Raw genomic sequence first — 22,892 nt, 5'->3', positions numbered from 1 at the left:
ACTCAGATGCCGGAGTGGTCAGAGAGACGCCAGTCGCGCAGGCTCGGATAGGACCGGGCGACCAGAGCGACGCCGACCATGCACGCGAGTCCACCACTCCACGCGGAGACTCGCACGTTCGTCGCCGCGGCCACACCACCGGACTCGACATCACCGAGGCGCGGGCCACCGGTGACGTTGGCGATGTGTAGCGCGCTGAGCCGACCCCGGAGCTCGTCGGGCACCGTGAGCATGATGATCGTGTTGCGCATCACCGCGGAGATCACGTCGGCCCACCCGGCGAGAGCGAGAAAGACCAGCGCCGGCCACAGCCAGGGCGAGAAGCCGAACGCCGCAACCGCGGCGCCCCACAGCAGCACCGCGGCCATCACACCCTTGCCCTGGCGGTCGACGCGTCCGATCCAGCCGGACGTGGCCGCGCCGAGCAGCGCCCCGACGGCCGGCGCCGCGTAGAGCAACCCGACCGCGCCGGGCGCGTTGAACACACGAGCGGCCATCTCGGGAAACAGCGTGCGGGGCATACCGAAGACCATGGCGTTGAGGTCGATCACGAACGCGCCCTCGACCGACGACTGTGACCGCAGGTAGCGCCAACCCGCCACCGCCGATCGCCAACCGGGCGGCGTGCCACCACCGGCCGGCACCATCGGGAGCATCAGCACGAGCGCGGTGAGCGCCGCGCTGAAGGTGACGACGTCGACCCAGTAGGCCGCGGCGAGGCTCTGGGTGACGACCAGGCCTGCGACCGCCGGCCCGACGACCAGCGCCACCTGATAGCTGAGCTGGTTGAGGGCGAGCGCCGACGGCAGTTGCTCGGCGGTCACCAGCGTCGGCACCACCGCAGTGCGGGTGGGGCTGTCGATCCCCGAGAGCGCAGCGATGACCGAGGTGAGCACGAACACGACCCACAACCGCGGTTCATCGAGCATGGCGTTGAGGGCGAGTCCCACCGAGGTCACCGCGAGCAGGAGTTGGGTGACGACGAGGATCCGGCGCCGGTCGAAGGCGTCGGCCAAGGTGCCACCCAGGAAAGAGGCGAACAGCAACGGCGGCAGCTGGGCAAGGGCGAGGAGCCCGACCATCAGTGTCGAGTCGGTGATGTCGAAGACCTGCACCGGCGCCGCCACGACAGTGAACTGCGACCCGGCGACGGAGATCGTGCGGCCGATGAACAACAGCCGGAACTCTCGTGACTCCCGCAGCGGCGCCGTGTCCGTCAGCAACTTCACCGGGCGAACCTAGTGCCCGCCGTCGACGGACCGCCCGACGGGCGGGCGCGAGCGTCACAGGCTCTGCGTACCATCGCCTCCGATGGCGATCACCCTTGCGACGACCCCACCCGGCGGCCCGGCCCACGCCGCGTTGGCCACGTCCATTGCCGAACTGAAGGGTGGACGGGCGCTGGCACCGGTCGCCGTCCTGGTGCCGTCCAACTACGTGGGTATCGCCGCGCGTCGCGCGGTCGGACGACAGGGCGGCATCGCCGCCGTCACCTTCCTCACGCCGTATCGGCTAGCGGAGCTCCTCGGCGCCCCACGGGTCGCGGCCACGGGTCGACGTCCCGTTTCCACTCCGGTCATCGCGGGCGCCGTGCGGGCCGTGCTGGCCGAGGAGCCCGGACACTTCGCCGGGGTCCACACCCACCCGGCCACCGAGCGCTCGCTCGTGCGAGCCCACAAGGCGCTGTCCGAGGTGGGACCAGGCGGCTTGGCCGCCGTCGCCCGCACCTCGCCGCGGGCCGCCGATGTCGTGCGGGTCCACCGCGCGGTGGCCGAGCGGCTCCGGTCCGCCTTCAGCAACGAGCAGGATCTGGTGGCCGCCGCCGTCGATGCCATCAGCGAACGACCCGACCATCCCGTGGTGGGCGAACTCGGGCCGGCCGTCCTGTTCCTCCCCCAGAGTCTCACGACCAGTCAACTCCGGCTGCTGCGGGCGTTCGGCCACACCACCGCGCTGCACATCATCGCGGGCTTCACCGGCAACCACGAAGCCGACGCCCCGGTCCGCGGCAGCGTCGAGGCGCTCGGCGTGGCATGGCCAACGCCGCGGGAAACTGCCGGGCCTCCACCCACGGCCGACAGGGCGCTGTCGTTGAGCGATGCCGACGACGAGGTCCGCCACGCGGTGCGGGCCGTCGTCGATGCGGCCCGCCGTGGCACCCCACTCGGCCGCTGCGCCGTGCTCTACGGCACCCGCGACCCCTACGCCCGGCTGCTCGGCGACGCCTTCGATGCTGCGGGCATCGACTGGTTCGGCACCAGTGTCGCCACCGCCGACTCCTCACTGCTGGGCCGGTCGTTGCTCGCGCTCCTGGCCTTGCCCGACCACGACTTCAGCCGCCGCGACGTCGCGGCGTGGCTCGCCGGCGCGCCCATCCGGGGGGTCGACAATCGACCCGCACCCGTCGCGGCGTGGGAACGGGCCGGCCGGGCCGCCGGCGTGATCGCAGGATCAGAACAGTGGGCGACGCGGCTCGGCCGCCTCGTCGAGGAACTCGAACGCGACGCGGCCACGGCCGAGCGCGACGAGGAGCAGAGCTGGCGAGCCGAGCGCTTCCGCCGCGACGCCGACCAGGCCAGTGAACTCGCCCGGTTCATGGCGCAGCTCGCCACCGACCTCGACCCGGGCGGGCGGGCCGCCAGCTGGAAGGGCCTGGCCGCATGGGGTCGCCGGCTCGTGCGCGACTATGTCGGCGGGGAGACCCTTCGCGAGCAGTGGCCGGCCGACGAACAGGCCGCCGGACAGCGCATCGACGCCGCCATCGACCGCCTCGGCGACCTCGACGGTGTCGACCCCAATCCGTCGGTCGCCGCCTTCCGCCGGGCCCTCGAACTCCAACTGGCCGACGACATCGGCCGACACGGCACTTTCGGCAATGGCGTCCTCCTGGGACCGGCCCACACGGCGCTCGGCCTCGAGCTCGATGTGGTGACCATCGTCGGGATGGCCGAGGGTTCGTTCCCCGGTCGCCGACGCGACGACCCGTTGCTGCCGGATCGCGTGCGCGCCGTTCTCGTCGACGAGCCCGACGGCCGCGACCTGCCCACCCGCGCCGATCTGGTCGCCGACGACCATCGGGCCCTGCTCAGCGTGATGGCCACCGCCCAACACGTCACCATGACCTTCCCGCGCGGTGATCTCCGCCGCAGTGCCGAACGAGCGCCGTCGCGCTGGCTCCTCGACGCGGTCGAGGCCCACGACGGCGCCGGTCTGCGCCCCGCCGCCGCCGACCTCGCACGCCTCACCGGCGAATGGTTCACCGAGGTGCCGTCGTTCATCGCAGGCCTGCGGGCCGCCGAGTTCCCCGGCCATGCCCAGGAATACGATGTCCGGTCCCTCCTCGACACCGCCGACGCCCGTGGTCTGGACGCCATCCGGTCGCTGCCCGTCCTCGATCAACGCGTCGAGTTGCGCCGTGGCGTCGACCTCATCACCGGGCGCCGGTCCCGCGCGTTCACCCGCTTCGACGGCAACCTCGCCGAGCCCCCACACGGCGGCGACGCCGATCTCCGGGGGATCACGCTGCCCACCCCGGTCGACCCGCACCACGTCACGTCGGCCACCCGTCTCGAGACCTGGTCGAAGTGTCCGCATGCCTACTTCGTCAGCCACATCCTCGGGGTGCGCCCGGTCGAAGACCCCGAGCAGGAGTACCGCATCTCGCCCCTCACCTTCGGCAATCTCGTCCACCACGCGCTCGAGCAGTGGATCGCCGAAGCACTCGCGAACGGCACCGCGCCCACCAATGGTGCGCCCTGGCCCCCCGAAGCTCAGGCACGACTGCTGTCACTCGCAGCCGAGGAAGCAGAGCGCCTCGCCGGCAAGGGACTCGTCGGCCGGGCCGTCTACTGGCACCGAGACCGCCAGGTGATGACCCGCGACCTCGCCGAAGTGGCCGCAGTGATGGATCACACACAGAGGGTGGCCCACGCCAGCACACCTCTGCGCACCGAGCTGCCGTTCGGCATGCCGCACCACCCCGCTCCGCCGGTGACGATTCCGCTCCCATCGGGCCGAACGGTGCAGGTCCGGGGATCGATCGACCGGGTGGACGAGACCCACTCCGGGGACCTGATCGTCATCGACTACAAGACCGGCAGGAGCCGCGGCTACCAGGACCTCACGAGCGACAACCCGACTCCGGCGGGGCGATTCCTCCAGCTCGCGCTCTACGCGGCTGCGGCCAAGCTGGCGCTCGAACGGCCCGACGCGGCCGTGCACGCGTCCTACTGGTTCGTCACGAGCCGGGGCGGCTTCGACACCGTGGGCTACCCGGTCACCGAGGAGGTCGCGTCCGTCGCGCTCGGTGTCGTCGAGCAGATCATCGACGGCATCAGCGCCGGTGTCTTCCCGCTGGCACCGGCCGAACCGGGATGGCGCATGTGGGTCGACTGTGACTACTGCGAGCCCGATGGTCTGGGCACCGCACACCAATACGCCGACTTCGCCCGCGTTCACGACGAACCCGGCCTCGCCCCCTGGGTCTCGGTGGCCAGCATCGGCGCCGAAGCCACCACCGTCAACGGGCCTCGCGCATGAGCAACGACGACCAGCTCGATCTGTTCGCCGGCCCCACCGATCCTGTGCCGGCCGCCGACGCGTCGGGGCCCGGCGACGCACCCCCGGCCGACGAGGCCGACCGGGTGAGGATCCGCACCGAGCGATCGTCGACGCTGTTCGTCGAGGCCGGCGCCGGCTCGGGCAAGACGCGCGCGCTCGTCGACCGCGTCGAGGCTCTCGTCCTCCACGACCGGATCGGCATCGAATCGATCGCCGCCATCACCTTCACCGAGAAGGCGGCCGCCGAGCTGCGCGACCGCATACGCCAGCGCTTCGAGGATGCCGCCCGCCTCGCGGCGGCCGGCTCTGGCCCCGATGCGGCCGACACCCACGCCCTCGCCACCGTGGCGTTGGCCGAACTCGACGGCGCGGCGGTTGGCACCCTGCACTCGTTCGCCCAGCGAATCCTCAACGAGCACCCCGTCGAGGCGGGTCTGCCGCCCGGTGTCGAGGTGCTCGACGAAATCGGCTCGCAGGTCGAGTTCGAGGCCCAGTGGCACCAATTCCTCGACGAGCTCCTCGACGACCCGTCGATGGGCCGGTCGATCCTCGCACTCGAGGCTGCCGGAGTCCGGCTCGACGCGCTTCGCCAGCTCGCCCTGCAGATGACCGACAACTGGGACCTCGTCGCCGAGCGGCTCGACCGCGACGCGCCCGAGCCACCCACCTTCGATCTCGGCGGGTTGCTGACCCGCTTCGACGACGTCATCGCCCTGCGCGCCCATTGCACGGCCGACGACGACGTCCTCCTCCGCAAGTTCACGTTCCTCCACGAGAGCCGCGCCAGGCTCGCGGCCGGTCTCGACGAGATCGATCAGATGGCCATCGCGTCGAACATGGGCGAGAAGGGACCGAGCGGCGAGAAGATCGGTCCGGGCGGCGGAGGCAAGGCCGCCAACTGGGCCCTTCCCGTTCCCGAGGTGAAGGACGCGATCAAGCAGCTCGCCAAGGACTGCGATGCCGCCGTCGCCGTGGTCACCCGAGGCGCGCTGGCCCACCTCGCCGGACGGCTCGGCGATTTCGTCGTCACGATGGCGACCGAACGTCAGACGACCGGGCGGCTCGAGTTCCACGACCTGTTGGTGCACGCCCGGCGTGTCCTGCGCTCGCCCGAACACGGGGCCGAGGTCCGTCGCTCGCTGAGAACACGCTATGTGCGGCTCCTGCTCGACGAGTTCCAGGACACCGACCCGATCCAGATCGAGCTGGCTGCCCTCATCGCCGCCCGCGAACCCCGCGACGATGACGAGCCGACTGCGTGGGCCGAGCTCGGCATCGAGCCGGGCCGTCTCTTCCTGGTGGGCGACCCGAAGCAGTCGATCTATCGCTTCCGGCGAGCCGACATCGGTGTCTACCTCGCCGCCCGAGACCGCTTTCCCGATGGCCCTCGGCTCACCGTCAACTTCCGCACCGTCTCCCCGGTCATCGAGTGGATCAACGACGTCTTCTCCGTGCTCATCCAGGCCGACCCCGGCAGCCAGCCCGAGTACGCGGCGCTCACCGCCCATCGCCGCGATGCGGCGCCGACGGGCCCCGGCGTCGCGCTCCTCGGTGCCGAGGCGATCGGCACCAAGCTCAACGCCGACGGCCTCCGCGAGGCCGAGACGCGCGACATCGCCGCCACCGTCGCGGCGGCCCTCCACGGCACCACTCCGTGGCAGGTCCATGACGATCGGGCCAACGATGGTGCCGGTGGCTGGCGCGACGCCGAGCCGAGCGATGTGTGCATCCTGCTCCCGGCTCGCACGAGCCTGCCCTTCCTCGAACGGGCCCTCGACCGTCTCCACATCCCCTATCGGGCCGAGACCAGCTCGCTCGTCTATGCCACTCGCGAAGTGCGCGAGCTGATGCTGGCCCTGCGGGCAGTGGCCGATCCCACCGACGAGCTGGCCACCGTGGCCGCCCTGCGGTCGTTCGTCTACGGCTGCGGCGACGACGATCTCGCCCACTGGCGACTCGGCCTCGGGGGACGATTCTCGCTTCGCCACGACCGCCCGGCGGGCGCCGACGGCCACCCCGTCGGCGACGGTCTCACCCACCTGGCCGCGCTGCACGAGGCGCGCCTGTGGTCGAACCCGGCAGAGCTACTCGACCGACTCGTGCGCGAGCGCGGGGTGCTCGAAACCGCCGTCGCCACCGGGGCTCCCCGCGATGTCTGGCGGCGCCTCCGATTCGTCGTCGACCAGGCGCGAGCCTGGACCGATGCCGGCGGCCGCGACCTGCGCGCCTATCTCGAGTGGGCCCGCTTGCAAGGGGCCGACAACGCACGCGTGAGCGAGACCGTGCTCCCCGAGACCGACGACGACTCGGTCCGCGTCATGACCATCCACGGCGCCAAGGGCCTGGAGTTCCCGATCACGGTGCTGGGCGGCATGACCACCCGGATCACCCGACCGCCGATGGGACCGTCGATCTCGTTTCCGCCCGGCGCCGGGGGACGACCGGCCGATCCCGTGCTGCGTCTGTCGAGCAAGGTCACCTCCGAGGGCTACGACGCATGGCAGCCCGTCGACGAACAGATGGACGAACACGAGCGACTTCGACTCATGTACGTCGCGGCCACCCGCGCCCGCGACCATCTCGTGGTGTGCCTCCACCGGCTGGCCGACACCACCCGCACCACGAGCGCCAGCGTCGTCGCCGGGCCCGGCCTGGCATCGACGGCCGGCGTCGTCTACGAAGCCCCACCGGCCAGCGTGCCGGCCAACCCCCGCCCCTCCCCGGCACCGCTGCCGCCCCGCGACGAATGGGCCGCCGAGCGGCAGGCCGCCCTCGCCGCCGCCGGGCGCCGGTCGGTCATCGCCGCCACCACCCTCGCCGCCGAGTCCACCTCCGAACCGGCGCATCGGCAACCGTCCACGCCCGCCCACCCGGACGATCCGGGTGTGGACCCGACCGATCCGGGACCGGTGCCGGGACTGCTCCCGGCCGACCCCGGCCTCGACAAACGGCCCCGTGACCTCGACCTCCCGCCGTGGCAGAAGGGGCGCTACGGCACGGCGATCGGACGGGCCGTCCACGGCGTCCTCCAGGTCGTCGACCTCGCCGGCGGCGGCGAGATCGACGACGCGGCGCGGGCCCAGGCGATGGCCGAGGGCGTCACGAACCGCACCGAGGTCGTGGCCCGTCTCGCTCGATCCGGGCTGGCAACCGACGCCGCCGGTGCGGCCGCCACCCGCGAGCACTGGCGCGAGCTCTGGGTTGCTGCGCCACTCGGCGAGCGTGGCGACTTCCTCATCGAGGGCTACATCGACCTCCTCTACCGCAGCGACGACGGTCTCGTGATCGTCGACTGGAAGACGGATCATGTCGGGGACCACGACGGGGCCATCGCCGAGAAGCTCGAGCGCTACCGCCTGCAAGGGGCGAGTTACGCAGCCGCCGTCGAGGCCGCCACCGGCGAGAGCGTCAGCCGGGTGACCTTCGCCTTCCTCCGTGAGGACGGTGCCACCGAAGCCGAACTGCCCGACCTCCGCTCGGCGATCGAGGAAGTCCACACCCGTGCCGCAGAGCTGGCGCAGACATCGACCGTCATCGCCACCGCCGACTCGAACTGAAGCCGGTCGCGCCGCGACCGGCCGTCAGCGGCGACGGAGCCGGTCGCCGAGTTCCCCGCTGATCCGCGCCAGTCGCTCGCCCAGCTCCGAACGTTCGGCGGCGTCGAGATCACCGATGTCGAGATCGAACGCATCGAGCACGTGGTCCAAGGCGTTGCGAGCCGTCTCGAGACCGGTGGCCGACAGTTCGACGAGCGAGCGGCGCCCGTCCGAGGGATCCGCGATGCGTCGCACGAGCCCTCGGTCCTCCAGGCGCCGGATGGTCTTCGTCGTCCCACCGCTGGTCTGGACGAGACTGTCGGCGATCTCGCCGGCGGAGAGCCGATGTGGGGCACCGCTCATCCAGAGGGCATTCAGCGCCGCGAACTCGGACGTGTCGAGCCCCTCGGCGGCAAGGGTGTCGGCCAACCACGCCTCGATCTGGCGGCCCGTACGGAATACCCAGACCAGTACTTCGATCGTCGTCCAGTGTTTGGGGTCGACCAGCGCTTCGAGATGGCCGAGCGTGGAGTCCGATCCGGTGCCCACTTCCGCTTCGGGCTGGTCGTCATCCGGCGCAGTTCTGGTCACGATTCCGCAGGTTAACGTCCCGACGGGTTGACATTCCTTCTCAGGAAGCTAATTTTCGGTTCGTGACTCTCACCAACTCCGACGCCGCGTCCACCGTCGACCCCGACGACATCGACCTCAGCGATCTCGACGTCTTCGCCGACCGCTGCCCCCACGACTGGTTCGACTATCTGCGGGCCCACGCGCCCGTGTGGAAGAACAAGGCGACCGAGGCCGCCGGCAACGAACCGTTCTGGAACGTGACGTCCTTCGAACTCATCACCCAGGTCCACCGCAGCGGCACCCTGTTCAGCCACCAGACCGGCCCCGGCCGCGACGGTGCCGGCGGTATCGCACTGACGGATCTCGACGCCCAGCGCGGACCCGGTCTCCAGATGGTGATGACGGATCCGCCGCAGCACACCACCTATCGCAAGCTCGTCAACGGCGGCTTCACCCCGCGGATGGTACGACGACTCGAGGATGCGTTCCGCCTGCGCACCACTGCGCTGCTCGACGCGGTGACCCCGAACGGCGAGTGCGACTTCGTCACGTCGATCGCCGCCGAACTACCGCTGATGGCCATCGCCGAGATCGTCGGCGTTCCCCAGGAAGACCGCGACAAGCTGCTCGACTGGAGCAATCGCACCGTCGGCGGCAGCGACGAGGAGTACCAGACCCGCAAAGCAGAACCCGGCGAGGGCGACTTCAACGACTCCGAATCCGCCATGATCGAGATGGCGATGTACGCCCATCAGCTCACCGACCGCAAACGGTCCGAGCCGGGCGACGATCTGTGGACGCGCCTGACCGAGGCCGTCGTCACGATGGAGGACGGCAGCCGCCACGAGCTGTCCGAGATCGAACGAGATCTCTTCTTCACCTTGTTGATCATCGCCGGCAACGAGACGACGCGGAACTCGATCTCCAAGGGAATGATGGCGTTCTTCGATCACCCCGAGCAGTGGGAACGTTGGCTCGCCAACCCGGACCTGGCCGACACGATGGTCGACGAGGTGCTGCGCTTCACGAGTCCGGTCAACTTCTTCCGCCGCACCGCCACCGAGACCACCATGCTCGGCGATGTCGAGATCCAGGCCGGCGACAAGGTCCTTCTCTGGTACCCGTCGGGCAACCGCGACGAGGCCGAGTTCGGACCCGACGCGCACCGGTTCGACATCGGCCGCACCCCGAACCACCACATGGCCTTCGGTGCGGGCGGCGCCCACTTCTGCCTCGGCGCCAACCTGGCCCGGCTCGAGATCAAGATCATCTTCCAAGAGCTGGCGAAACGCTGCCCCGACATCCATCCCACCGGCCCGGCCCAACGGCTCCGGATGAACCTGGTCGACGGCATCAAGCACCTACCGGTCGCGTTCACCCCGAGCCCCGCGCTGCTGTAGGGCGAGCGACCGGCCCGGCGCCGCTAGTGTCGGCGGGCGATGCGTCGCGTCGCCACGATCCTCGTCGCCACTCTGGCGCTCATCGCGTCCTCGACGAGCGCCGGAGCCACCGAGGGCGACACCGCCGGCACCCGATTCGCCGACGTCGACCCGGGTCGCTTCTATGCCTCGGCCGTGGGCTGGGCGAGGTCCTCCGGTGTCGTGAACGGCGTGACGAGCGCCTGCTTCGCCCCCGACCGGTCTGCCACCCGGGCCGAGGTTGCGGCCATGCTCCAACGTCTCATCGCCCCGACAGCCGATGCGCCCGTCCACGGGTTCAGCGACGTGACCGCCACCTGGCAGCAGGTGCCGGTGGCATGGATGGCGACCACGGGCATCACCACGGGCACGTCGCCCTCCGAGTTCAGCCCGGACGAGCCGGCCACTCGGGCGATGATCGCCACCTTCCTGTGGCGACTCGAGGGCAGCCCAGTGGTCGGCGCCGATCACGGGTTCGTCGACGTGGTCATCGATTGGCAACGTGACCCCGTCGCCTGGCTGTGGTCGGTCGGCCTCACCACCGGTCGCTCCGCCACCACGTTCGCGCCCGACGATCCGGTCACGAGAGGCGAGCTGGTCACGTTCCTCTGGCGCTGGCAGAGCGAACCCGCACCGCCGACCGGGCTCCCCGAGCCCGATCCCGTCGACTGCCTCGTCGAGACCGGCACCTGCGCCGCCGTCTTCAACGCCGCCGCGATCGCCGAGATCGACGCTCTCGCGGCCGGCCGCCCGGTCACCGCCCATGTCCACGACCACCGAACCGACTGCACCTACGAACTCGACCCGGGACTGGCGATCACCACCGCCAGCGTGATCAAGGCCCAGGTGCTCGCCGGGGTGTTGCTCGACGCGCAGGATCGCGGTGTCGCCGTGTCGGCCGACGACGCGGCGCGTGTCGAACTGATGATGCACTACAGCCACAACTCGCCGCCGACCTCGAACCTGTATGTCGCCCTCGGCGGGGCGGCCGGAATGGAGCGCCTCGATCAACGGTTCGGTCTGACCGGCACCTCCCACACCGCGCACTACGGCGCCACGGTGTCGACCGCGGCGGACCGCACCCGACTCGTGGAGCAGCTCCTGATCGGCGGCGGTCCCCTCGATGACGCCCACGTGGCGCAGGCCTGGGCGTGGATGAGCACGGTGTCGGTCGCCCAGTCCTGGGGTGTCAGCGCAGGCTTGCCGGCCGACCACGAGTTCGCCCTCAAGAACGGCTTCTACCCGATGAGCGGTCGAGGCTGGCGACTCGGAACCACCGGCGTCGTCCGCACCCCCGACGGTGGCAGCTTCGCGATGACCATCCTGACCGAAGGAAGCGCCGACGAGACGAGCGGGATCGCACTGGTCGAGGCAATCGCGAGGAAGGTCAATGCGCAGCTCACGCTCGGCGAACCCGCACCTCGCGAGGTCGACGACGTCCGCTGCATCCAGGCCGGTCGAGGACAGGCGTGGTCCGATGCCGGCGCGGCGCTGGCCGTCGGTGATCTCGAACGACTTCGCCGCATCAACGGCGGCGAGGCCGCCCCGCTGGCCGGCCAACGGGTGTGCGCATGATCGAACGTCTCGCGCTCTGGGGACCACTCGCCCCCGGTGGCGCCGAGCACTGGCTGGTCCGGTCGATCGCCGGCGAATGGTCCGAGGCGACCGTCTCCGGCTGGGAGTACACCATCGGCTTCGGTCCGGCCGCGGGCCAACCCGGCCTGACGCTCGATCCCGACGCACCCGTGATCAGCGTCGCCGTCCTCACCTCGGATCGACTCGACCGTCACTGGCGCGACCTCGATGCACACCTCGGCTCCGGCTACCGCCGCGTGCGAGCTGAGACCCTGTCCGCCTGGATCCACGAAACAGACCCCACCGCCGAATAGCCCCCCAGTTGGGACACCGGGGTCAGACCCCCGTCCCATCTGCTGTCCGACCTCCTGCGGGCGCAGACTCCGAATGCAACGGGGGTCTGACCCCAAGTGCAACGGTCAGATGATGTTGCCGTCGCGGCCTTCCCAGTAGGGGTCCTTGAGGCGGCGCTTGTAGAGCTTGCCGTTGGGGTCGCGGGGCATCTCGGTCGTGTAGTCGATCGAGCGGGGCAGCTTCTGCTTGGCGACCTGGCCGCGCAGCCACTCCATGATGGTCTCGGTGGTCTCGTCGGTGGGCTCCCAGCCCTCGCGCAACTCGATGACCGCCTTGATCTCCTCCCCCGTGTCCTCGTTGGGAATGCCGAAGACGGCGACATCGCCGACGGCCTCGTGCTGCACGAGGGCACCCTCGATCTCGGCCGGATAGATGTTGACGCCGCCGGCGATGATCATGTCGTTGGCCCGATCGTTGAGGAACAGGAAGCCGTCGTCGTCGAGGTAGCCGATGTCGCCCACGGTGAAGAACCCGCGCAAACGGGACTTCTCGGTCTTGTCCTTGTCGCCCTTGTACTCGAAGGCGTTGCCCGGCATCTTCATGTAGACGGTGCCCGATTGGAAGGTCGGCAGGTCGTTGCCGTCCTCGTCGACGACGATCACCTCGGCGCCCGGCCAGGGCTTGCCGACCGTGCCGGGCTTGGTCAACCACTCGGCCGCGCTCACGTAGGTGCCGCCGCCCTCGGTGGCGGCGTAGTACTCCCAGATGGTGTCGCCCCACCACTCGATCATCTTGCGCTTCGTCTCGACCGGGCACGGGGCCGCCGCGTGGACCATCGACCGCAGCGAGGACACGTCGTACTTGAGCCGCACCTCGTCGGGCAGCTGGAGGAGACGGTTGAACATCGTCGGCACCATGTGCGAGTGGGTGACCTTGTAGCGCTCGATCCGCTCGAGCAGGCCCTCGGGGGTCCAGCGATCCATGAGCACCACGGTGTGGCCGACGTGCAGCGCCATCGTGGTCCAGTTGTTCACCGCCGTGTGGTAGGTCGGCGCCTGGGTGATCTGCACATGGTCGTCGTGCGGCATCGTGCCGAAGAGCATGAACAGCCCACCGGCGGTGGCGGCGGTCTCATCGGGGTGACCTTCCACGAGCCCGCGGCGAACACCCTTCGGCCGTCCGGTCGTCCCGGATGTGTAGAACATGTACGAGCCGGTCTGCAGGTCGTCCGGGCGGGTCGTCGGCTGCCCCGCGATCAGCTCGTCGAACGCACGGAACCCCGCGACCTCGCCGACGGAGAACCGGTTGGCCTCGGGGGTGACGCAGTCCTCGAGCACCCGCACGGCCTCGTCCGCGAACCGGTCCGAGACGATCAATGCCTTGGTCTCGGAGTCGTTGACGATGTAGGAGATCTCCGGGCCGACGAGGTGCCAGTTCACGGTCGTCAGATAGAAGCCGCCCTGGTAGGCAGCGAGACAGATCGCCACCTGCTCGAACGAGTTCGGCAGCACGGTGGTGACCTGATCGCCCTTCTCGAGTCCGAGGGCCCGCAGGCCGTGCACGATCTTGTTGGTGAGCTCGTAGAGCTCCCCGTAGGTCATCTGGTTGTGGTCGGGGTCGACGATCGCGAGATGGTCGGGATCGGCTTCCGCGATCTTCCAGAATCCGGTGACATCAGTGTTGGCCATGCGCAGATGATCCGTGTTCCGACCCCCCGAGGTCCAATCCGCCGCCGACTACGGGAGACGAAGGGCCGGAGGGATGAGGTCGCCGTGGGCGGTGATGAGTTCGTCGACCAACGACTCGATCTGGTCGAGGTCGAGCTCCGCGGCGGTGTGCGGATCGAGCATCGCGGCGTGGACCACATGGTCTCGGCGGCCGGTGAGCACGGCTTCGACGGTCAGCGACTGCACGTTGATGTTCGTCTGCATCATCGCCGCGAGCTGCGGCGGCAGCTCGCCGACCACCGTCGGCTGCACACCGTTGGCGTCGACCAGACAGGGCACCTCGACGCAGCAGCCGTCGGGCAGGTTGGAGATCAGCCCCCGGTTGGGGACATTGCCGTAGATCACCCGGGGGGTGCCCGTCTCCATGCTGTGGATGATCTCCGAGCCGTACTCGGGACTGCGTTGCACCTCGAGCGGCTGCGACGGGTCCTCGAGCCGAGCCCGTTCGGTCTCCCAGCGCTCGATCTGGTACTCGCAGCGACGGGGGTACTCGTCGAGCGGCACCCCGAACCGGTTGAGCAGGTCGTCCCGCCCGTCCTTGATGAACCACGGCACGTACTCGGCGAAGTGTTCGCTCGACTCGGTCACGAAGTAGCCGAGACGTCGGAACATCTCGTAGCGGACCGCATCGGACAGGTACCCGTGGCGCTTCGGCATCTCGCCCTGCGCCCTCGCCGCGATGGCCGGCGTGAGGTCGATCCGGCCGTCGGCCGTCTCGCGCTCGAACTCGAGATAGAAGGCCATGTGGTTGATGCCGGCGCATCGATAGCGGATCTCGTCGATCGGGATCGCCAGGTCGTCGGCCAGTTGGGCCGCGGTCCCCTGCACGCTGTGGCAGAGGCCGACGGTGTCGATCGTGGTCGCCCGGTCGACGGCCCAGCACAGCATGGCCATCGGGTTCACGTAGTTGAGCAGCGTCGCGTCGCCACTGACCTCCTCCATGTCGCGACAGATGTCGAGGAGGACCGGAATGGTGCGCAGTCCCCGCATGATCCCACCGATGCCCAGGGTGTCGGCGATGGTCTGGCGCAGCCCGTACCGACCGGGGATCTCGAAGTCGGTGACCGTGGCCGGTTCGTAGCCGCCCACCTGGAACATCGTGATCACGTAGTCGGCGTCGGCGAGAGCGCGCCGCCGATCGGTCGTCGCCTCGATGACGGGTTCGACGTCGAGGGTCTGCGCGATTCGTCTCGCCACGAGTGTCGACGTCGCGAGCCGGTCGGCGTCGATGTCGTGCAGGGCGATCGTAGCCGAAGCCAGCTCGGGGAAGGACAGGATGTCGCCGAGCAGGTTCTTGGCGAACACGGTGCTGCCCGCACCGACGAAACAGATCTTGGTCATGGCGCCTCCTGGAACTCGATGCCGGCACCCGGACCAGCGTCACACACCCACATCGTGGCCGTCTTGCCGGTGGCCTGCTCGAATCCCGCCGCGACCTCGGCCCGGAACGAATCGACCCTGTCGGCGGCGACCAGCGCCACGGCACAACCGGCGAACCCGCCGCCCGTCATGCGGGCACCGAAGCACCCGGGTGCGCTCGACGCCGCATCCACGATCGCGTCCAGCGCCTCACTCGAGACCTCGAAGAGATCTCGAAGACTGCGATGGCTCTCGGTCATCAACCGGCCCAGGGTCGTGGCGTCGTCGGCGTCCATGGCCGCTGCGGCGGCGACCGTACGCTCGTTCTCGGCCACCACGTGCGTCGCCCGACGCCACTCGAGGTCGTGCGCGCCCTGCAACGTCGCAACGTCGTCGGCCGTGGCATCGCGAAGCGCAGCCACGCCGAGGAGCTCCGCGGCTCGCCGACACGTCGCCATGCGGGTCGCGAACTCGGAGCCGGCGAGACGGCGGCGGGTCGAGGTGTCCATCACCACGAAGCCGGCATCGCTCGGGAGCCGCACCGACCGGCGCTCGTAGGAACGGCAGTCGATGAGCTGGGCCGACCCGGCGACCGCCCCCGCCGAGGCCAGCTGATCCATCAACCCCGTCGGCGCGCCGAGCAACCGGCTCTCGGCTTCTTGCCCGTAGCGGGCGACCGCAACGGGATCGACCTCGCGACCGGCCAACGTGGCCACCACCCAGCCGACCGCCACCTCGATCGCCGCCGACGACGACAGGCCCGCCCCGGCGGGAATGTCGCTCGCCACCGTCCCCCGCCACGGCGGCGCGGCCACGCCGTCGGATGCCAGGATGTCGACCATCGACTGCACGTGCGCGGCCCACGGTGGCGACCCCACCGGCGCACCGATGACTGCGTCGCCGAAGCCTTCCGACGACAACACCGAACGACCATCCGGCGCCGCGCTCACGGCAATGACGGTGTCGAACGGAAGCGCCATCGGCAGCACGAAACCGTCGTTGTAGTCCGTGTGCTCGCCGATCAGGTTGACGCGCCCCGGGGCCCGAACCACCAGCGTCGGTGGCCCCCACCGCGCACGATGGGCTGCTGTCGCCCGCGCCGACGCGTTCAGTCCACGCATGTAGAGCCGCCGTCGATCACCAGCTGGGTGCCGGTGATGAACGAGGCCTCGTCGGACAGGAGGAAACGCACCGCCGTGGCAACCTCCTCGGGCCGCCCGAGGCGGCCCATGGGCTGTCCTGCCGTGTACACCTCGGTCATCCCGTCACCCTGCGGGAGCAACGGTGTGTCGATGTAGCCGGGGCAGACCGCGTTGACCCGGATGCCGTCAGGGGCCAGCTGGGCGGCCATCGACCGCGTCAGTCCGAGCAGTCCGGCCTTCGACGCGCAGTAGGCCGGGATGAACGCGTGGCCGATGATGCCTTCGATCGAGGAGATGCCGACGATGGCCGAACCCTGGCCGGCCTCCCGCAGGTGGGGCAGCAGCGCCTGGCTGAGCATGGCGTGGGCGGTCAGGTTCACGTCGACGACCCTGTCCCAGGCGTCGTGATCGAGCGCACCGATCACGTCCGCGCTGACCACCCCCGCGGCGTGGACGAATCCGCCCAACGGACCCACGGCCGCGACTGCGTCGGCGGCAGCACCGGCCAGCAGGTCCGTCCGGGTGACGTCGATGCCCAGACCGATCGTGGCCACACCGTGCTCGGACGCGATCTCGTCCGCCGCTCCGGTCGCCGCATCACCTTGGAGATCCCAGATCGCCACCGGGCGCCCGTCGGCGGCGACGGCGTCGGCGCACGCCCGGCCGATGCCGGAGGCGCCCCCCGTGACGACAACGGCGGTGGTGGGCGAGGGCGCGTTTCGAGTCATGCCCCGGAGATTGCCAGGTTCACGACCCTTCGGGCCAGAGCGGCCCGGGGTTTCGGTCTCGGTTGATTCAGCCGACCGGCTCGGCGGGGTTGATGGCCACGAGCTCGAACATGTCGAGCTGATCGCGCCACCAGTCGGCCGGCACCATGTTCTTGCCGGGCACCGCCGACAACGACTGATCGACCAGTTCGACCACATCGGCACGACGGGTCGCGTCGAGACGGAGATCGAGCAGCGCGTCGATCACCCGCGATCGGCTGCAGACGTCGCCCACGATGTCATCACGCAGGGCTCGGATGATGGTTTCCAGCTCGAACTCGCTCATGTCGTTGCCAACGTCTCCCTACCGGTTGTTGTTTCCGAATTCGGTGAAAATGTGTCCGCTGCGGTGTGGCACCGGTCATACCCGTTCGGCGTCTCGGGCCTCACTACTGAGGTTGCCAGACGAATCTTCCCACTGATGAGGGGCAAAGGGGCCGATTCGGTGAGCCGAACGACTCAATCCAGTACAGGACGGTCGTGGTGAGGGTGGATCGGCTACCGCCGGAGGCTCTCGAGCCAGGCGTTTGCGGTGTCGAGGCGGCGCCGCAGCGACACCTCGTCGGCCTCGGCGACCCGCTCGACGCGGCTGCGCCGGTTCAGTTCGGCATTGACCGATCGATGGTCCATACCCGTCGAGCGCACGAGTTCGAGGACCTTGTCGGCGTTCCACTGCCGCAGGTCCTTCTTGCGGGCGTGGCGCGAACGCAGGTCGCCCAGCGCCGCTCTCGGGTCCGTTCCGCGGCCGGGCAGGGCCGGTGGCGGCGGCAGGTCGATGGGAAGTCCCGCCAGCTCGTCCATCTCGACGATCACGTCCTCGTTCGGGTCGGTCCCGTCGTCGATCGACGACGAGAGCGACGACGAGTCGTCGTCGGTGTCCATCGCCGTGGAGGACAACGCCTGGAAGAGGGACGGTTGCTCCTCGATCTCGACCGCGCGGCTGAGGTCGTCGAGCGCAGTGTCCTTCTGCACGTCGTTGGCGATGCGCTTGTCGATCGAGTGGCGGCGGGTCTCGGCGATGTTGGCGGCGTGGTGTCGCAGCCGGGGATCGTCGGGAACGAAGTAGTACGCCTTCTGTGACTGGCGGCCCGGGGTCCACCGGGCGATCCGGCCGACCGCCTGGCGGAAGAACAGCGGTGTGATCGTGGTGGTGGCATGGACGGCGACCCGCAGACGCGGGATGTCGACGCCTTCGGAGATCATGCGGACCGCGATCACCCAGGCATCGTCGCTGCGCGCGAACTCCTCGATCACCTCGGAGGCGCGGGGATCGTCGGATACGGCAAGCGCCGGCGTCTCGCCCGTCCACCGCTCGAGGAGCCGGGCGATGCCGCGTGCGTGCTCCTGGTCCATCGCGATCACCAGTCCGCCGGCGTCGGGGGTCTGGCGGCGTATCGAGCGCAGCCGCTCGTCGGCTTTCACCAGCACGGTCGAGAGCCAGTCGCCGTCGACGCTCAGGGCGGTGCGGAGGCGGGCGCTGCGGTCCTCCTGGTCGAGGTCGTCGCCGAAGCTCGCCTCCTTCAGCGACCCGTCGGCCCCGATCCACTCCATGAGCCCGTCGAAGCGGGGAAAGAAGACGGGGCGGACGACGCCACCGTCGACCAGGGCATTGCCGTAGTCGTACTCGTAGTCGGCCAACGCATCGCCATGATCGCCGAGCGTGTAGGTGACGAACGGGATCGGCGCGTCGTCGGACCGGAAGGGCGTACCCGACAGCAGCAGGCGGGCCCCGGCGTTCTCGAACGCGATCTCGACACCCTCGCCCCAGGTCTTGTCGCCGCCGGCGTGGTGGATCTCGTCGAGTATCACGATGCCGTTCTCGGACAGCTTGCGCAGCAGCCGCGAGGAGGTGGCCACTTGGGCGTAGGTGACGATGATGCCGTGCATGTCGCTCGGCACGGTCGGCTCGCGGCCCTCCCAATCGGGCTCGAGGTGGAACCCGAACCGCTCGGCGGCCGTCGCCCATTGGGTCTTCAGGTGGCGGGTGGGCACCACGACGACGAAGGGCCGCCGCTCCCCTGCCAACCAGTGCCGCACGGCGGTGAGCGCGAAGGTCGTCTTTCCTGCGCCGGGGCAGGCGACGGCGAGGAAATCGCGGTGTCCGCCCTCGATGTCCTTCTCCTTCGCGACCTTGTCGAGGAAGTCGCGAATGGCCGAGTGCTGCCACTTGCGAAGCGTGATGCTCCGGTTCATGGGACCCCCACTGGGGCCGGCGCGGGGGATGACACGGCGGCCGACGATAGCCACCTGCGATGCGACCGCGGCGCACCCGCATCGGTAGATTCGACGGATGCCCAGCGCCGAAGATGCCCCCCGCTCCATCGAAGAGGAGATCCGCCTCGAGTACCACGGAAAGGTGGCGGTGATCACCATCGATCGGCCGCACGTGGGCAACGCCCTCAACCCGCCGTGCCGCAACCGGATCCGTGACCTCTTCAACGAGTTCAACGTGAACCATCGGGCTCGTGCCGTGATTCTCACCGCCTCGGGCGAGAAGCTCTTCTGCCCCGGCGCCGACCTCTCCCACGTCTACGAGAACGACCGGGCCGAGGACATCCCCGACCGGGTGATCGGCGACCCTCGTCGCATGATGATGGACGGGCAGTACACCCTGTTCCCGGCCCTGCTCGATTGCGACGTTCCCGTGATCGCGGCCGTCAACGGCACGGCCGCCGGCATGGGGGCGCACCTGGCGCTGGCCTGTGACCTGGTCATCTGCGCCGACAACGCCAAGTTCGTCGAGGTCTTCGCCCGCCGCGGTCTCGTACCCGACGCGCTGGGCCCGTGGCTGCTCCCCCGCATCATCGGCGTACGCCGCACGATGGAACTCATGCTCTTCGCCGAGGACGTGCCGGCCGAGAAAGCCCTCGAATGGGGCCTCGCCAACAAGGTCGTGCCCCAGGCCGACCTCATGGACTCGGCCATGGAGTGGGCCGAGCGCCTCGCCGCCGGACCGACCCGGTCGTTCGGGTTCACCAAGTGGCTCGTCAATCAGAGCCTCGACACCGACCGAAAGACGATGATGGAGAACGAGGCACTGGCGGTGGAGCTCAACACCTACACCGCCGACTCCGAGGAAGGCGTCGCCAGCTTCCGGGAGCGCCGGAGCCCCGAATGGAAGGGCTACTGAACAGGACCAGACGCGCCGAAAGCGGCGTCACCCGATCGGGTGACGCCGCTTCCGTTGGGGGGCGGATAGAGCCGCTCGGGGTCAGCCGAGGGAGCCGAGAGCGAGCGATCGGGCGATGAACGACGCCATCTGGCCCCGGGTCACCAGGTCGGTCGGCGAGAACATCGTCGGCGAGGTGCCGGTGGTGATGTCGGCCGCGGCGAGAGCGTTGATCGCCGGCTCGCCGGTGAGGCCATCGTCATCGCCGAAGGCGTCGGTTCCGGAGGCCGGCACGTTGAACGCACGGACCAGGAACAGCGCCATCTGCTCGCGGGTGACGCAGTCGTCCGGCGAGTACGTCGTGGCGGACGTACCGGTGGTGATCGCCGATGCTGCGAGGGCGTTGATGTCGTCCTCGAAGCGGGTGCCGTCGTCGTCGGTGAAGGCGTCGACACTCGAGGCCGGCAGGTTCAGCGTGCGGACCAGGAAGGCCGCCATCTGACCGCGGGTCACGCAGTCGTCGGGCGAGTACGTGATCGGCGAGGTACCGGTGGTGATGCCGAGCTGCAGGAGCGTCCGCACGTCGTCGCTGTAGAACTCCGTGCTGCCGGAGTCGTCGAACGCACCGTCGGCCGCGAGGCCGACGATCGACTGGACGGCGACGGCGAAGGACGTGCCCAGCTCCCCGATGGCATAGACGATGGTCGCCTGGCCTTCGGCGAGGCTCACGTCACCCAGATCAACGGCCGGGGTCGGGTCGTCCTCCGCGTTCACGGTGACCGGGTAGGTACCGGCCGGGACGTCGACCTGCTGCGATTCGGCGGTCGGATCGTTACTGATGCTGTCGGCCAACTTCGTCGTGCCGGTCAGGACGTCGACGGTGGGAGCCTGGGCGGTGTGGCGCACGACGAGGCGGGCCTCACCGTCGGCGATCGCCGACGTGTCGTTGACGAAGATCGACGCAGTGGGTGCGCCGGCGGCGTCGAGGTGGGCGACGACGGAGATGTTGGCCCCGCCAGGGACCACTGCGTCGTCGACGAAGATGGCACCCATGCCGGCCTCGTAGGTGGCATCGGCGGCGAAGACCTCGATGTCATAGGTACCGGCCGGGAGAAGAACCGGTCCGGCGACGGTGGCGGGAGCGAAGTCCTCGAGGAGGAGCACGCCGCCCACGTAGACGTCGACGGTCAGGCCGGGCACGCCGTGCACGACACTGATCTGCGAGGGTGCCCCGATGGTGCCCTCGCCGATCGTCTGAACGGCGAGGTCGAAGGTCGACGCGCCGAGATCGCCGATCGCGTAGACGACGAGGTTCACGCCGGCGGGCAGCGCGACGTCGACGGTGCCGGAGGCGGGGAAGGCCTGCGTGGACGTACCGGCGGCGTTCAGCGACACGGGCAAGGTGCCGGCCGCGAGATCAGCGGCGGCAGAATTACCGCTGCTCAGATCGGCGAACGCCACGGTGCCGCCGGCGAGAACGTCGACCGCAGGGGCGGCGGCGGTGTGGCGGACGGTGAGACGACCCTCGCCGGACGCGAGCGCGGAGGTGTCGTTGGTGAAGACCGACACGGTCGGGTCGCCCGACTCGGTCAGATGGGCGACGATCGACATGTCGGCGCCGGCGACGAGCACGACGTCGGCGGCGAGCACCGGACTGGAGTCGTCTGTCGCATCAGCGGCGGTGATCGCGACGGAGTGGGAGCCGGCCGGCAGCGTCAGCGGGCCGGCGACGGTCCCGGGAGCGAAGTCGTCGAGGGCGAGTCCGCCGTCGACGTAGACATCGACGGTGAGTCCGGGGATTCCGTGGACCACCGTGGTGTTGGTTGTGCCGCCGACGGCTCCTGCGGGCGAGGCGGCCAAAAGGCCGGCCGCCGTCAGGAGCGCCAGGACGGCGACGAGAACGCGTCGCATCGTGGGACCTTTCGTTGGGGTGTGTTGCGGTCTCTACGAAGCGACACCGACCCGCAGATGCAAAGGTGTCCGTCGGTCACTACCCCCAGCGGTCGATGTGCACCGACGACTGCATCTGGGCGACGAGCCCCTCCTCGTCGAACATCGAGGCGTTCGTCTGCCCGATCGCGTCGGGGGCCACCCGATGGGTGCCGTCGAGGCCGATCCATGACGTCGTCGGCAACCGATGCAGGTGCAGCGTGATGTCGGCATTGATCGTGCGATACGTGGCGAACGGGAGGAATCCACCGAGCTGGCTGCCCATGTCGGCCGCGGCGACGGCCCATTGGAACGGCGTCGCGTCCTCACCGGCAACGGTCCGGCAACGGAGCCGCATCCAGATCGACGCGGGGGCGCCCTGCGACATCGCGCCGGCGGTGCGCTCGTAGTCCATGGCGAACGCGAAGCCCGGTGGTGTCCACTCCGTTCCCTCCGGCACCACGAAGTCGTCAACGGGCAGCGGCTCGCGTGGCGGCAACGGGACGGGAGGCGGCTGGTTCACATCGTCGGGGATGTCGATCGTGACCTCGCTGCGCATCAACAGGGTGGAGGCGCGAGCGGCGAGACGATCACCGTCGTAGAGCGCCGAATCGACCACGGCGATGCGCTTACCCGCCTTGACGGTGCGGGCCTCCCATCGAAGGGGGGTGAGCGGCACCGGGCTCAGGAGGTCCGCGGTGAAGCGGACCGGACGCATCGGAACGGGTGTCTCGACCTGCTCGACCGCCCACGCCAGAGTGGCCGCTACTGCGCTGCCGTGCTGCGCGTCGGGCGACCAGGGTCCACCGCAGAGGTGGGTCGGCTCGATGGTGTCGCCGTCGACCTCGACGAGGTACTCGTCGGGCTCGGCCTTGCTGTCACGCCAGTCGGTCACGACAGGTG

The 22,892-nt window shown here is 69.7% G+C and carries 16 protein-coding genes; 6 read left to right on the top strand and 10 right to left on the bottom strand.

The window, feature by feature from the left end; genetic code table 11:
* Nucleotides 1-2: 2 nt before the first annotated feature.
* Complete coding sequence (locus tag RIB98_02870; protein MEQ8839896.1) at nucleotides 3-1,229, bottom strand: MFS transporter; 1,227 nt, start codon at nucleotides 1,227-1,229, stop codon at nucleotides 3-5.
* A gap of 82 nt (nucleotides 1,230-1,311) precedes the next feature.
* Here RIB98_02870 and RIB98_02865 point away from each other — a divergent pair, with 82 nt between their 5' ends.
* Nucleotides 1,312-4,539, top strand: coding sequence for a PD-(D/E)XK nuclease family protein (locus RIB98_02865; GenBank protein ID MEQ8839895.1), 3,228 nt, complete (start codon nucleotides 1,312-1,314; stop codon nucleotides 4,537-4,539).
* Nucleotides 4,536-8,117, top strand: a complete 3,582-nt coding sequence (locus RIB98_02860; protein ID MEQ8839894.1) for a UvrD-helicase domain-containing protein — start codon at nucleotides 4,536-4,538, stop codon at nucleotides 8,115-8,117. The genes RIB98_02865 and RIB98_02860 overlap by 4 nt, the downstream gene beginning before the upstream one ends.
* A gap of 24 nt (nucleotides 8,118-8,141) precedes the next feature.
* Here the strand turns inward: RIB98_02860 and RIB98_02855 are convergent, their stop codons facing one another.
* Nucleotides 8,142-8,687 (bottom strand): MarR family transcriptional regulator, encoded by a 546-nt coding sequence (locus RIB98_02855; GenBank protein ID MEQ8839893.1) that lies wholly within the window; start codon nucleotides 8,685-8,687, stop codon nucleotides 8,142-8,144.
* A 62-nt stretch (nucleotides 8,688-8,749) separates the two neighbouring features.
* Between RIB98_02855 and RIB98_02850 the strand changes: the two genes are divergently transcribed.
* The 3 genes from RIB98_02850 to RIB98_02840 are packed head-to-tail and all read left to right on the top strand — an operon-like array spanning nucleotide 8,750 to nucleotide 11,976.
* The gene (locus tag RIB98_02850) at nucleotides 8,750-10,069 is read left to right on the top strand and encodes a cytochrome P450 (GenBank protein MEQ8839892.1); all 1,320 of its coding nucleotides are present in this window, start codon (nucleotides 8,750-8,752) and stop codon (nucleotides 10,067-10,069) included.
* Nucleotides 10,070-10,108: 39 nt separating this feature from the next.
* Entirely contained in the window at nucleotides 10,109-11,662 is a 1,554-nt protein-coding gene (locus RIB98_02845; protein ID MEQ8839891.1) for an S-layer homology domain-containing protein, read from the top strand.
* Nucleotides 11,659-11,976, top strand: a complete 318-nt coding sequence (locus tag RIB98_02840) for a hypothetical protein (GenBank protein ID MEQ8839890.1) — start codon at nucleotides 11,659-11,661, stop codon at nucleotides 11,974-11,976. The genes RIB98_02845 and RIB98_02840 overlap by 4 nt, the downstream gene beginning before the upstream one ends.
* Before the next feature lie 105 nt (nucleotides 11,977-12,081).
* On the opposite strand, the gene RIB98_02835 is transcribed toward RIB98_02840, so the two are convergent.
* From RIB98_02835 to RIB98_02810, 6 genes are all read right to left on the bottom strand, one after another.
* Nucleotides 12,082-13,644 carry an acyl-CoA synthetase gene (locus tag RIB98_02835; GenBank protein ID MEQ8839889.1) on the bottom strand — a complete coding sequence of 521 codons (1,563 nt, stop codon included), beginning with the start codon at nucleotides 13,642-13,644 and terminating at the stop codon, nucleotides 12,082-12,084.
* A 48-nt stretch (nucleotides 13,645-13,692) separates the two neighbouring features.
* On the bottom strand, nucleotides 13,693-15,024 hold the full coding sequence (locus RIB98_02830; GenBank protein MEQ8839888.1) for an alpha-glucosidase/alpha-galactosidase: 1,332 nt from the start codon (nucleotides 15,022-15,024) through the stop codon (nucleotides 13,693-13,695).
* Nucleotides 15,021-16,163: a galactokinase gene (galK, locus tag RIB98_02825; GenBank protein MEQ8839887.1), complete on the bottom strand. Its 1,143-nt coding sequence runs from the start codon at nucleotides 16,161-16,163 to the stop codon at nucleotides 15,021-15,023. The genes RIB98_02830 and galK overlap by 4 nt, the downstream gene beginning before the upstream one ends.
* Complete coding sequence (locus tag RIB98_02820; protein ID MEQ8839886.1) at nucleotides 16,151-16,912, bottom strand: SDR family NAD(P)-dependent oxidoreductase; 762 nt, start codon at nucleotides 16,910-16,912, stop codon at nucleotides 16,151-16,153. Before RIB98_02820 ends, galK begins: the two co-directional genes overlap by 13 nt.
* Nucleotides 16,913-16,979: 67 nt before the next feature.
* Nucleotides 16,980-17,237, bottom strand: a complete 258-nt coding sequence (locus tag RIB98_02815) for a hypothetical protein (protein ID MEQ8839885.1) — start codon at nucleotides 17,235-17,237, stop codon at nucleotides 16,980-16,982.
* A gap of 212 nt (nucleotides 17,238-17,449) precedes the next feature.
* A complete protein-coding gene (locus tag RIB98_02810) occupies nucleotides 17,450-19,144 on the bottom strand; it encodes a DEAD/DEAH box helicase (GenBank protein ID MEQ8839884.1) in 1,695 nt (564 codons plus the stop codon).
* 97 nt (nucleotides 19,145-19,241) lie between these two features.
* On the opposite strand from RIB98_02810, the gene RIB98_02805 reads away from it, so the two are divergent.
* The gene (locus RIB98_02805; GenBank protein MEQ8839883.1) at nucleotides 19,242-20,081 is read left to right on the top strand and encodes an enoyl-CoA hydratase/isomerase family protein; all 840 of its coding nucleotides are present in this window, start codon (nucleotides 19,242-19,244) and stop codon (nucleotides 20,079-20,081) included.
* An 81-nt stretch (nucleotides 20,082-20,162) separates the two neighbouring features.
* On the opposite strand, the gene RIB98_02800 is transcribed toward RIB98_02805, so the two are convergent.
* Nucleotides 20,163-21,971 (bottom strand): DUF4397 domain-containing protein, encoded by a 1,809-nt coding sequence (locus RIB98_02800; GenBank protein ID MEQ8839882.1) that lies wholly within the window; start codon nucleotides 21,969-21,971, stop codon nucleotides 20,163-20,165.
* A 79-nt stretch (nucleotides 21,972-22,050) separates the two neighbouring features.
* On the bottom strand, nucleotides 22,051-22,884 hold the full coding sequence (locus tag RIB98_02795) for a thioesterase family protein (protein ID MEQ8839881.1): 834 nt from the start codon (nucleotides 22,882-22,884) through the stop codon (nucleotides 22,051-22,053).
* Between the last annotated feature and the right edge of the window lie 8 nt (nucleotides 22,885-22,892).

The sequence above is a fragment of the Acidimicrobiales bacterium genome (assembly GCA_040219515.1).
In the GTDB taxonomy this organism is placed as follows: Bacteria; Actinomycetota; Acidimicrobiia; order Acidimicrobiales; family Aldehydirespiratoraceae; genus JAJRXC01.
Note: the sequence above shows the minus strand (reverse complement) of the source record. Positions and strands in the feature narration are given on the sequence as shown.